The following is a 12,859-nucleotide window of genomic DNA, read 5'->3' as shown; positions in this document are numbered from 1 at the left end:
TTGAAAGTACTCCAATCGTAAAACAAAATTAAAAATGTAACGGTAACGAGGATTAGTAAGTTTTTAAAATGAAAAGAAATTGATTTTTAAAAATAACGTGATCCAAATTATTGAAAACAAAAAAGTTAATCAGAAAAATTTAAGATTATGAAAAAGTTATTTTTAGGTGCAGCAATCGCAATGAGTTCATTGACATTCGCACAGCAATTTGGTGTTAAAGGTGGTATGAATGTTTCTTCACTTTCAGATGATGCAACATTAAGCGACCAAGAATCTAAAATTGGATTTAACGCCGGTGTATTTATGAATGCTCCTTTAGCAGAGAACTTCAGCATTCAGCCAGAGGTATTATATAATGACCTTGGTTCAAAAGTGACAAGAAGTACAGAAATTTTAGGCAACACTTACTCTGCAGATTATTCTAGAAACTTAGGTTACATTTCAGTACCGGTAATGTTCCAGTACAATGCAACTCCAGGATTCTACCTTGAAGCAGGACCACAGTTTGGTTTCTTAGTAAGTGCTAAAGACAAATTCAAAAACTCTACTAACGGAAGTACAGACAATGCTACTATCGTTGCTTTGGACAAAGACAATTTCAACACTTTTGATTTTGGAATTGGTTTAGGAGCTGGATATTATTTCACACCTAATTTAGGTTTAACTGCTAGATATACTGCAGGATTATCAGACATTATCAAAGATAACCCAGGTGATTCAGTTAAAAACAATGTATTCCAAGTTGGTTTAGCTTACAAATTCAGTAAGTAATAGCACACTTCATATCAAAAACACAATTTATATAGAGAAGGTTGGGATTAATTCCCAACCTTTTCATTTTTTACTTATCGGTGTAATCAGGATGAGGACCTGCAGGAACTGGATATTCTTCAGTAAAACACCCAAAGCAATGGTACGTGCTTCCAAGAATTTCCTTGAGATTTTCCATACTTAAAAACTCCAGGGAATCAACGCCCAGGTATTTTCGTAATTCTTCAACGGTCATATTGGCAGAAATCAAGTCATCTTTTGTTGGGGTATCGATTCCCAGATAACACGGCGCAATAATCGGCGGCGAAACGCTTCGGAAATGAATTTCCTTAACTCCCGCATCTTTTAAAATCTTCACCAAACGTTTTGAAGTTGTCCCACGAACGATCGAATCGTCGATGATCACTACTCTCTTTCCTTTAATTTCGGAAATAATTGGATTCAGTTTTAGATTCACAATTCGCTCACGCATCTCCTGAGTGGGAACGATGAAACTTCTACCAATATATCTGTTCTTAATTAAAACCGGACGAAAAGGAATACCGGACGCAATAGAAAAACCAATCGCCGCAGGAACTCCAGAATCAGGAACTCCGATGACGATATCTGCTTCTACAGGTGCTTGCTCCCAAATTTTCATTCCGGATTTCTCCCGAATTTCGTGAACATTAAGCCCTTCCATTATAGAATCCGGACGGGCGAAATAAATATATTCGAAAGCACACGTTCTTTTCTCGCAGTTTTCTTTGGCCATGAAACTTTGTAAACCGGCTTCATTTTCATTGGTATAAATAATTTCTCCAGGTAAAATATCACGAACATATTGCGCTCCAACAGCGTCCAGCGCTACAGATTCTGAAGCCACAACATAAGTCTTCTCATCAATCGCTCCTAAAACCAACGGACGAATTCCATGAAAATCACGGAAAGCAAAGAACTTATTTCTCGTCATTCCAACGACAGAATACGCACCTTGAATTTTTCCCATCGTAGTTTTAATCGCCGCACGCAAACCTAAATCAAGATGTTTCTGAATTAATCTCAGAATGACTTCAGAGTCAGAAGTTGCCCTAAAAACTACGCCTTCCTCTTCCAGTTCTTTTTTTAGTTCAGCAGCGTTGGTCAAATTTCCGTTGTGTGCAATCGTAAGAATGGTCTGATCATATTCATTCTTGGCAAAAAAGGGCTGGAAATTATATTTTTTCTTGTCGCCTGCCGTGGTATATCTCGTATGTCCAATCGCACAATTTCCCATAAAGGTTTCCGGTTCTCGGATTTCTTTGAACACATCGAGCACCAAACCTTCATCTTTAATATTGAAAATTTTGCCCTGTTTCATTACAGAGATCCCACAGGCTTCCTGACCACGGTGCTGCAAAGCAAAAAGTCCAAATTGAGACATCGAAAACGTATCAACATCGTTATCTGAATAGATTCCGAAAATCCCACATTCCTCAGCAGGCGCATCAAACGGATCATCTATTTTAAGAAGATTTCTACCGTACGTATTCTCCTTAAACTGATTTAAATAATCTTCTCTGTGTTGTTGTAAATCTTTCATTTTTAGTGTTCCCAAAAATTATTTTTGAAGAACTTTTTTCAATCGTTCATAAATTTCTACATACGCTTCGGTTACTTCACCCAAATCACGTCTGAAACGGTCTTTGTCGAGTTTCTTCATCGTATCTTTATCCCAAAGTCTGCAAGTATCTGGTGAAATTTCGTCAGCCAGGATAATTTTACCATTTGAATCTTTACCCAATTCAATTTTGAAATCAACCAAAATAATATTCATTTGATCAAAAAGGTCAATCAAAATATCATTAATGTCTGACGTCAATTCATACATCTCATCCAATTCCTCGTAACTGGCTGCACCAAGAAAAACTGCGTGGTGATCGTTAATTAGCGGATCTCCCAGATCGTCTCTTTTATAACAGAGATCAAAAATAGTTACGGGAGATTTTACTCCTTCTTCTACGCCTAATCTTTGCGCCATACTTCCGGCAGCGTAATTACGAACCACCATTTCCAATGGAATAATATGAACTTTTTTCACCAACTGTTCTCTTTCGTCTAACTTTTTGATGAAGTGAGTAGGAATTCCTTTTTTATTCAAGTATTCGAAAATCAAGGTGGTAATGGCATTATTCATTTCCCCTTTTAAATCAAATTGTCCTTTTTTTTGCGCATTGAAAGCGGTTGCATCATCTTTAAAACGGACAATCACTTCATTGGGATTATCAGTTTCGAAAACTTGCTTTGCCTTTCCTTCATAAAGCATTGCTCCTTTTGTCATTTTTACTTTTTATTAAATTTTTACTTTCTATTTATTTTGTAGGGTTAAAACCCTACTCTTTTTTAAATCGCCACTCCGTGGCTTGAGGAATTATAATTTAACTAAAATTCCTGTAAGAACCGCGATGCCAAAACTTAGCAAAGTTCCTATTAATACATACTCTGTGAGCTTCCTCTGTTTTGCTTCTGCTAAATCACTGAATCTGAAAACCGACTTTGCGGCAATCATAAATCCTACGCCTTCCCAATGATTCACCAAGATAAAAACGAAAACTAAAAGTCTTTCAAGAATTCCAATGTATTTTCCGGCATTGACCAGGGATTCTGTCTGTATTTTACTGTGTTCTACGGTGACGGGTGTCCAGATCGAAATAATCGTTTTGATTAGTATTGAAGATGGCACGGTCAGAAAAACAAAGGCGGTGATGAGTTCTAAATTTCTAAGATTAAAGAAATCTTCCCATCTAAAGAAAGGGAAATAGATAATTGACAGCACTCCAATAACCAAGATGTGTGCAATTTGGTCAATAAAAAACCAATTGCGTTTCGTTTTTGGATTCTGAAACTGAAGTTTTGCCCAATCAATCAAAAAATGGGTAATGCCTATGATTAAAGCGATCCACCATAAATTGCGATCCCACAAAAATATGAAAGCGAGAATGGTGTGTAAAAGAACGTGAATATATAAATAGATGCTTCCACCTTTTTTGTTCTCCTTATCAGCCACCCAAGAATTAGGCTGAAGAATAAAATCTCCTAATAAATGCGCTAATATGAGAGGGATAAAAATCATTTATAATTCTGCTATTTTCTTTTTGAAAAATTGATTGGTCTCTTGTAATAGATCGAAATTCGCTCTTTTAAGCCTTTGACTTACTGATGATTGCGTAATATTAAGTTCTTTTGCCAATTCTTCTTGTGTTAATTCGGAATTGCGTAATAACTGATGAATAATTTCTGCAGTTGCGGCCGTCCAGTTATCAAAATCAATGGAAGCCCATTTGAAAAGAATATTTAAATCACGGTTTACTTTTTCATTTTCTGTTTGTATGGCTAATGTTCTTCCGTTTAACTTAATATCCGTTAACAATCTGCCGGAATTCACATAAGCAGAACCATTAGATTCTGTGATTTTTTCCGAGCGAAACACTTCGTTTCCTATACCAATTGCGAGACGAACATCTAAATTTTCAAAGGTTTTAATGAGTGATTTTAAAAGCAACGCTTTATGGAACACGCCATCAACACTACATTTCAATTGAAATTCATCTCCTCTATACACTTCCCAATTTTCTGGAGTCGATGACCAAGACGCCATTAATTCTTTCAATTTTGGCAGCCAAATTTCGGTATCGGACTTTTGAGAATTAATAATATCACCCGTAATAATTGCAATCATGCTACAAATATAAGCAATATTCCTTATAAGTATAAAATATAAGGTAAAAAGCTAATAATTTATACTTTTACACTAATAACAAAACATAATCGATTTCACTTATAATCCACTAATATAAGCTAAATCACTTATATTTTATTTAAAATATTCCACTCCGTTTTTAAAAATATTATGATAATTCGCAGTTGGAATATTTTTCATCAACCCTTCGGCATATCTTTCCGGATGGCCCATTCTACCAAATATTTTTCCGGATTTTGAAGTAAGACCTTCAATTCCGAACAGTGAGTTATTTGGATTGAACGGCATTCCGTGTACAATCTTTCCGTCGTGATCAATGTATTGCGTTGCAATCTGACCATTTTCGTACAATTCCTGAATCACCTTCTCGGAAGCCATAAACCGTCCTTCACCGTGTGAAATCGGAATAGTGAAGACCTGATCTTTCATTCCTTTTAACCAAGGAGAATCGTCATTGACTACTTTCACATCAACCATTTGAGAAATATGACGTCCGATTGCGTTATGTGCTAAAGTCGGCGAATCCGCATCCAAATCCCGAATCTCACCATAAGGCAACAATCCAGATTTTACCAACGCCTGGAAACCGTTACATATTCCGAGAATCATTCCGTCACGTTCCAATAATTGATGAACTGCATTTTTCATCTTCTCATTTTTCAAAACATTGACGATGAATTTTGCTGAACCGTCGGGCTCATCTCCGGCAGAAAATCCACCCGATAAAACTAAAATTTGGGACTGATTAATTTCCGAAATCATGGCATCCAAACTTTCATTTAAAAGTTGGTGATTGAGATTAATTAAGGGTAACCCTGAAACTTCAGCGCCTTCTTTTCTAAACGCATTTTGAGTTTCATATTCACAATTTGTTCCCGGGAAAATCGGTGCAAAAACTTTCGGTTTTGCTAATTGATGTTTCAAGATATGAATGGTTCTTGGCTGAATCGAATTCAATTTTGAATCAATTTCAACAACCATTTTCGCTTTTTCTTTGGTTGGAAACAGTTCTTCAAAAGTGCCTTTCCATACTTCAAGTAATTTTTCGATTTTGAATTCAAAACCACTGATTTTCAAACTATTAGAATTTGACACTTCACCAATAACTTGAAGTAAATCATTTTCTAAATCCTCTGAACTTTCTATGATTAAACTTCCAATATTCTTTGTTAAAAGTAAATCTTCGTCTACTTTAATTTCTGCTCCAAGATGATTACCAAAACTCATTTTTGCTAAGGCAACTGAAACTCCACCCTCTTTAATCGTCTTCACCGAAACAATCTTTTTAGACTTAATATTTTCAAATATAAAATCAAATATGTGTTTCAAATCTTCATAATTCGGCATTCCATTTTCTTGCGAAATATGGTTGAATAAGTATAGTTTATTTCCGACTTTTTTGAACTCCGGTGAAATGATATTTTTCTTTTCTCCGTTCGCACAAGCAAAAGAAATCAAGGTCGGTGGAACGTGAATATCCTGGAAACTTCCACTCATTGAATCCTTACCACCAATCGCGGCCAATTCAAAATTCATTTGCGCATCATACGCACCAAGCAAAGAAGTCAATGGTTTCCCCCACTTCTCAGGCTGATTTCCTAATTTCTCAAAATACTCCTGGAAACTCAAACGGATGTTTTTATAATCTCCACCCATCGCAACAATCTTCGCAACACTTTCAACGACGGCATTCGCAGCGCCAACCAAAGAGTTTTGCGATGATATATCAGCATCAAATCCCCAAGAGGCCATAGACACTGTTTCGATGTTTTTAGCATTTAAAATCGGCAGCGTTTGTACACTTCCTTCCATTTCGGTTAACTGATGTTTTCCGCCAAATGGCATCGCCACAGAAGTTCCGCCTACAGAAGCATCGAACATTTCAGCCAATCCTTTTTGGGAAGCGACATTTTTACTGGAAAGGATTTTGAAAAAATTTTCTTCATCGAATTTTACCAACTCATTTTCAACTAGTTGCAAGTGCGAAACTTCTGCATGCTGAGTTTTTGCACAACCATTGGTATCTAAAAACGCGCGGCTTAAATCGACAATTTTATTTCCCTGCCAAAACATTTGCATTCTATCAGAATCGGTCACCTTCGCAACTTCTACGGCTTTTATATTTTCTTTTTCACAGAATCTGATGAATTTTTCTTTGTCTTTCGGTTCAATAACAACTGCCATTCTTTCCTGTGATTCAGAAATCGCAAGTTCAGTTCCATTTAAACCTTCATATTTTAAAGGAAGAATATCGAGGTTAATTTCCAGTGAATCAGCAATTTCACCAATTGCCACAGAAACTCCGCCCGCACCAAAATCATTTGATTTTTTAATTAAAGTCGTGACTTCAGGATTTCTAAAGAGTCTTTGAATTTTACGTTCTTCCACTGCATTTCCTTTCTGAACTTCAGTTGACAAGGTATGAATCGAGGTTTCATCCTGCACTTTAGAACTGCCACTTGCGCCTCCAACGCCATCTCTTCCGGTTGCGCCACCTAATAAAATAACGAGATCACCATTTTGAGGCTGCTCTCTTTTCACCCAATCTTTTTTAACTGCACCAACGACAAAACCAACTTCCATTCGTTTTGCTTTGTAGCCATCGTGGTAAATTTCATTGACTGAAGTCGTGGCTAAACCAATTTGATTTCCATAGGAAGAATAACCGTTTGCGGCTTGCTTCGAAATGGTACGTTGTGGAAGTTTACCTGGTAAAGTTTCAGAAATTGGTTCTAAAACATTGGCTGCTCCGGACAAACGCATCGCTTGATAAACGAAAGCACGTCCGGATAAAGGATCACGAATTGCACCACCTAAACAAGTTGAGGCACCACCAAAAGGTTCAATTTCAGTTGGGTGATTATGGGTTTCATTTTTAAATAACAGATACCATGGTTCTTTCTTACCGTCGAATTCTGCTTCTATTTCAATCGTACAGGCATTTATTTCATCGGAAACAACCAGGTTTTCCAATCTACCTGTCTTATGAAAATATCTTGCGCAAACCGTAGCCAAATCCATCAAAGAAACTGGTTTCGCTTCACGGCCCAAGAATTTTCTCTTTTCTAAATAATCATTAAAAATCGTTTTTAAAGTCGATTTAAAAGAATCATTAAACTGAATATCAGTCAGTTCAGTTTCAAAAGTCGTATGTCGGCAATGGTCGCTCCAATACGTATCTAGAACTTTAAGTTCTGTTTCTGTTGGATTTCTATTTTCTGTTTTAAAATAATTCTGAATAAATTCTAAATCATCTATATCTAAAGCAAAACCGTGATGGTCATAAAAGGCTTTCAATTCTTCTGAAGAAAAATCAGTGAAGCCTTCATGAACAATAACCGGATCAGGAGTTTCTTCTGACGGAATTTCTAATTTTGATAAATCCTTAACTTGAGATTCAACCTTATTAATCAAATGATTCTTAATGGTTTCTACGTCAGATTCAGAAACTCCGAATAATTCGACGAGTTTTCCACTTCTTACTTTACCGTTCTCATTTGCAGTTAATAAGGCAATACATTGCTGTGCTGAATCTGCACGTTGATCATATTGTCCAGGCAGATATTCAGTCGCGAAATGAGTGCTTTTTGCCGGATTTTCTTCATGCAAAATATCGGTCACCGGATCTACAAAAGTACTGTTGATAACCCTTGAGAACTCATTGTCATTAACACCGAAAACATCATACACATTATAGACTTTAACATCTTTAATAGTCGGAACAATATTTTTTATTTCATTAAAAACCTGCGGACTTTCAACATCGAAAATTCCTTTTTTTTCTACGAAGATTCTTTTTTTCATTTTTAATTTTTATAAATAGGATCTTATCCTATTCTTTATTAAAGCGTCCCTTCAGGACTTTATAAGATTCATTTACTTGATAAAAAATATAAAAAAAATGCAGCCAAAAAGACTGCATTAATAATTTATACTTTAAGGTCGGCTTTTAACCCGATTAGGTCGGCATACTTTTGCAGAATTGGATTTACCTCATTTTCAATAAACTCCTGCGTCTGAATCGGCGCGAATCCGATGAAGTTTTTCGGGTCGAGCACTTCTCTAATTTTCGATTTATCCATTTTTAAGGAAGTGTCGTTCATGATTCTGGCAATTAAATCATTTTCTTTTCCTTCCTCTTTAACTTTTTTACTCGCTTCCATCGAATGAACGCGGATGGTTTCGTGAATTTCCTGACGGTCACCGCCGGCTTTCACTTCTTCCATAATAATATATTCGGTCGCCATAAATGGAAGTTCATCCATAATATGTTTCTGAATTCTGTTTTCATAAACCACGATTCCGTTCATGATATTATTCCAAATCATCAGAATAGCATCAACTGAAAGAAACGCTTGGGGAATGGTTAATCTCTTATTGGCAGAATCATCCAAAGTTCTTTCAAACCATTGTGTAGATGCGACCATTGCGGAACTTGTAGACAATGACATCACAAATTTTGCCAAAGCGCCTATTCTTTCCGAACGCATTGGATTTCGTTTATAAGCCATCGCAGAAGAACCAATTTGATTCTTTTCGAAAGGTTCTTCAATTTCTTTTAAATTCTGAAGCAACCGTAAATCATTTGTAAATTTATGAGCAGATTGCGCAATGTTAGAAAGCAATGCGACCACTTTTGCATCGATTTTTCGATCGTAAGTTTGTCCCGAAACTCCGAACACTTTATCAAAACCAAAACGCTTTGAAAGTTCTTTATCCAAATGTTTTACTTTGGAATAATCACCATCAAACAATTCTAAAAAACTTGCGGCTGTTCCAGTCGTTCCTTTTACACCTCTAAATCTTAAAGTTTCAATGAAAAATTCTAATTCTTCAAAATCTAAAACTAGAGATTGTAACCATAAAGTGGCCCGTTTTCCGACGGTTGTTAACTGTGCCGGTTGATAATGGGTAAAACCTAAAGTCGGTAAATCTTTGTATTGAAGAGCGAAATCAGCCAGATTTTTCATCACATTGACCAATTGTTTTCTGATCAATAGAAGACCGTCGCGCATTTGAATTAAGTCGGTATTATCGCCAACAAAAGCCGAAGTGGCTCCAAGGTGAATTATTCCTTTTGCTAAAGGAGCAGCGTCGCCATACGTGTGAACATGTGCCATCACGTCGTGACGGAATTTCTTTTCGTATTCAGCAGCCTTTACATAATCAATGTCTTCAGCGTTTTCTTTGAGTTGTGCAATTTGTTCGTCGGAAATATCTAAACCTAAATCTTTTTCGATTTCGGCCAGAGCGATCCATAATTTTCGCCAGTTTCTAAACTTGTTGTTGGGAGAGAAATTATAGAGCATTTCCTCACTTGAATAGCGTTCTTCAAGAGGGTTTTTGTAGGAATTCATTCTTTCTTTTACTTTTTACTTGCACAAATTTAAGTAAAATTTTTGAGCCTTAAAACTTATTTTCTTCCCGTAAATTCCTTCATCGTGTCGTAAATTCCAAAAACATTTTCCATCACCCAATCAAAAGCAGGAATGGGTAAAATCCCTTGCGAAAAGCGAATAAACCAATATGGAAGCGGCATTGCCAGCATTTTTGTTTCGTTCTCGATTGCTTTAATAATTCGTTCAGACGTCTTTTCAGGTTCTAAAATCGGAAGCACTTTCGACTTCACACCATCGAACATACCTGTATTAATAAAGAAAGGCATGATGGTCGTTACCGAAACATTTTTCTTTAACTGTCCCATCTCGAGGCGAACACTATCTCCCCAACCAATTGTCGCCCACTTTGACGCTGCATAAACAGACATCTTCGGATTTGAAATCAGTCCAGCCGAGGAAGCAATATTGCAAATCGCTCCAGAATTCTTTGAAATCATTCCGGGTAAAAACTCCAGTGTAAGATGCATTGGTGCATTCGAATTGATCAGCATGCTTTTTTCGATCTGCTCGTGCGTATGTTCATGGAAATATTTCCCGACCACAATTCCGGCATTATTAACTAGAATATCCACAGAACCAACTTCTGTTCTGACACGTTGTGCATTGATTTTAATGTCATCAAGATTGGAAACATCCACTTTATAAGTGAAAATTTCACCACCCAATTTGGAAAATTCTGATTTAGTTTGAGTCAAACCTTCTTCGTTAATATCCCAAATGATCAATTTAGAGCAACCTCTTTCCAGAGATTTACGGCCCATAATTTTTCCAATTCCGGAACAGCCGCCTGTGATAAGAACTATTTTATTTTTAAAATCCATTTCGTAAAGATGTCAATTATTTTTAAGCTAAATTTGTTTGGATTAAAGTTGCTGTGAATTTTATACAAACACTGCAATATTCGCAATGCAGTGCATATTACACCCACTAATTTTAATAAATAAAAGTAATGAATTTTCAAGATATTTTCATTGAGCAAAAAGAATTTTTTAACAGTCAAAAAACAAAAAGTCTGAACTTTAGAAAAATGTATCTGGAGAAACTAAAAGAGGTAATTCAAAAAAATGAAGACTTACTCTACGAAGCAATCTATAAGGACTTTGGCAAATCTAAATTCGACACTTACACCACGGAGATTTCTTTTGTTATTAAAGACATTGATTACTTTTTGAAGAATCTCAAATCCTTAGCAAAACCCAAAAAGGTACGTACAAATTTAGCCAATCAGTTGGGTTCCAGCAGAATTTACCCGGAACCTCTGGGTTGTGCTTTGGTTATTGGAGCTTGGAATTATCCTTATCAATTGTCGCTTTCACCAGTTGTAGCTGCTTTGGCTGCAGGAAACACCTGTATTTTAAAACCCAGCGAGATTGCAGAAAATACCATGAAAGCAATGTCGAAAATCATCAATGAAAATTTCCCTAGAGAATATTTATTTGTCGCAGAAGGCGGTGTAGAAGAAACAACGGAGATTTTAAAACTAAAGTTTGACAAAATATTCTTTACGGGAAGTCCGAAAGTTGGTCAAATCGTTTATGAAGCTGCCGCAAAAAATTTAACACCAGTTACTTTGGAATTGGGTGGAAAAAGCCCGGCTATTGTAACCTCAAGTGCTGATTTTGAAGTTGCGGCAAAAAGAATAGTTTGGGGAAAATTTTTGAATGCGGGACAAACGTGTGTTGCGCCCGACTACATTTTAGTTGATGAGAAAGTGAAAGACAGTTTCATGGATTCTTTAAAATCATTTATTCAAAAATTTGACTATCAACCTGATTCAGAACAATACACCAAAATAATTAATCAGAGGAATTTCGAAAGGCTCCGTAAATTAATTGATCCGGAAAAAATATTTGTAGGCGGGAAAACAGATGCGTCTAACAGATATATTGAACCCACTATTTTACACAATGTATCTTGGGATGATGCAGTAATGAAGGAAGAAATTTTCGGACCTATTTTGCCGATTCTAACTTTTACAAATTTTAATGAAGCTTTGATGCAGATCTCGAATTATGAAAAGCCGCTTTCTGCTTATCTTTTCACAGATAACTCCGAAGAGAAAGAAAGTTTTATCGCTAAGATTTTTTTTGGGGGCGGCTGTATTAATGATGTAGTGATGCATTTAAGCAATGATTACTTGCCGTTTGGAGGCGTAGGAAATTCCGGTATCGGCAATTATCATGGGAAGTATGGCTTTGAAGCTTTTTCTCACCAGAAAGCAGTTTTGGATCGTTTGACCTGGGGTGAACCCGATATTAAATATCCTCCTTATACTGACAAAAAACTTAATATCATTAAGAAATTTTTATAAAAAAAACCGAGAATTAATTCTCGGTTTTTTATTATGATTTTGGTGCAAACTTCGTAAAGAAATCTTTTACTTTTTCTAAGCTGTATCCTTTTCCATCCTCAAGGATTGCACTGTCCTGGGTGTGGATTTGTTTTCCATTTTTATCCAACACTATAAAAACGGGGTAGCCAAATTTCTCCCCTGGATTTCCGTATTTCGCAAAAACTTTCTCATTTTTATTTTCCGGAGAATAATTTAAATGATAGTACAGATAGTTTTTATCTACGATTTCCTTTAATTCCGGTGTTGTCTGTACATAATTATTAAAACGTAAACACCAAATACACCAGTTTCCGCCGGCTTGCAAAATAATATTTTTATTTTCTGCCTGGGCTTGTTTAACCAATTCAGCTATTTTCGCTTCTGCGTCTTCTTTATCGTTATATGGTTTCGGAAGTTTGGCTTTCTCCTCCGCTGCCGCTTTCTTTTTGGCTTCAAGGATTGCTAAACTGTCAGACTCCACCATAAGGGATTTATCTGTTTCTGCTTTTTTTACTTTTATATCTTCTGTTTTTTGAGAACACGCTAAACCTGCAAACAAGATCGCGGACAATCCAAATATTTTTACTTTACTGTTAATCATATTTTTTCCTTATTTAATGATTGCAAATTAACAAAAAA

The 12,859-nt window shown here is 36.1% G+C and carries 10 protein-coding genes; 2 read left to right on the top strand and 8 right to left on the bottom strand.

What is annotated here, in order from left to right:
- Positions 1 to 147: 147 nt before the first annotated feature.
- Positions 148 to 771 carry a porin family protein gene (locus EIB73_RS01000; RefSeq protein WP_055042777.1) on the top strand — a complete coding sequence of 208 codons (624 nt, stop codon included), beginning with the start codon at positions 148 to 150 and terminating at the stop codon, positions 769 to 771.
- A 70-nt stretch (positions 772 to 841) separates the two neighbouring features.
- On the opposite strand, the gene purF is transcribed toward EIB73_RS01000, so the two are convergent.
- The 7 genes from purF to EIB73_RS00965 all read right to left on the bottom strand — a co-directional run bounded on the left by purF (position 842) and on the right by EIB73_RS00965 (position 10,709).
- Positions 842 to 2,332 (bottom strand): amidophosphoribosyltransferase, encoded by a 1,491-nt coding sequence (gene purF / locus EIB73_RS00995; protein ID WP_125021775.1) that lies wholly within the window; start codon positions 2,330 to 2,332, stop codon positions 842 to 844.
- A gap of 18 nt (positions 2,333 to 2,350) precedes the next feature.
- Positions 2,351 to 3,070, bottom strand: a complete 720-nt coding sequence (gene purC, locus EIB73_RS00990) for a phosphoribosylaminoimidazolesuccinocarboxamide synthase (protein ID WP_125021773.1) — start codon at positions 3,068 to 3,070, stop codon at positions 2,351 to 2,353.
- Between the two features lie 90 nt (positions 3,071 to 3,160).
- On the bottom strand, positions 3,161 to 3,862 hold the full coding sequence (locus EIB73_RS00985) for a DUF3307 domain-containing protein (protein WP_125021771.1): 702 nt from the start codon (positions 3,860 to 3,862) through the stop codon (positions 3,161 to 3,163).
- Positions 3,863 to 4,468 carry a SatD family protein gene (locus EIB73_RS00980; protein ID WP_125021769.1) on the bottom strand — a complete coding sequence of 202 codons (606 nt, stop codon included), beginning with the start codon at positions 4,466 to 4,468 and terminating at the stop codon, positions 3,863 to 3,865.
- Positions 4,469 to 4,603: 135 nt separating this feature from the next.
- On the bottom strand, positions 4,604 to 8,293 hold the full coding sequence (locus EIB73_RS00975) for a phosphoribosylformylglycinamidine synthase (protein WP_125021767.1): 3,690 nt from the start codon (positions 8,291 to 8,293) through the stop codon (positions 4,604 to 4,606).
- 125 nt (positions 8,294 to 8,418) lie between these two features.
- A complete protein-coding gene (purB, locus tag EIB73_RS00970; protein WP_125021765.1) occupies positions 8,419 to 9,846 on the bottom strand; it encodes an adenylosuccinate lyase in 1,428 nt (475 codons plus the stop codon).
- A 56-nt stretch (positions 9,847 to 9,902) separates the two neighbouring features.
- Positions 9,903 to 10,709: an SDR family oxidoreductase gene (locus tag EIB73_RS00965; RefSeq protein WP_125021763.1), complete on the bottom strand. Its 807-nt coding sequence runs from the start codon at positions 10,707 to 10,709 to the stop codon at positions 9,903 to 9,905.
- Between the two features lie 128 nt (positions 10,710 to 10,837).
- Between EIB73_RS00965 and EIB73_RS00960 the strand changes: the two genes are divergently transcribed.
- Positions 10,838 to 12,199, top strand: a complete 1,362-nt coding sequence (locus tag EIB73_RS00960) for an aldehyde dehydrogenase (RefSeq protein ID WP_125021761.1) — start codon at positions 10,838 to 10,840, stop codon at positions 12,197 to 12,199.
- A 31-nt stretch (positions 12,200 to 12,230) separates the two neighbouring features.
- Here EIB73_RS00960 and EIB73_RS00955 read toward each other — a convergent pair whose 3' ends face one another.
- Positions 12,231 to 12,704 carry a thioredoxin family protein gene (locus EIB73_RS00955; RefSeq protein WP_228411329.1) on the bottom strand — a complete coding sequence of 158 codons (474 nt, stop codon included), beginning with the start codon at positions 12,702 to 12,704 and terminating at the stop codon, positions 12,231 to 12,233.
- Positions 12,705 to 12,859 lie beyond the last annotated feature (155 nt).

The sequence above is a fragment of the Kaistella carnis genome (genome assembly GCF_003860585.1).
In the GTDB taxonomy this organism is placed as follows: domain Bacteria; phylum Bacteroidota; class Bacteroidia; order Flavobacteriales; family Weeksellaceae; genus Kaistella; species Kaistella carnis.
Note: the sequence above shows the minus strand (reverse complement) of the source record. Positions and strands in the feature narration are given on the sequence as shown.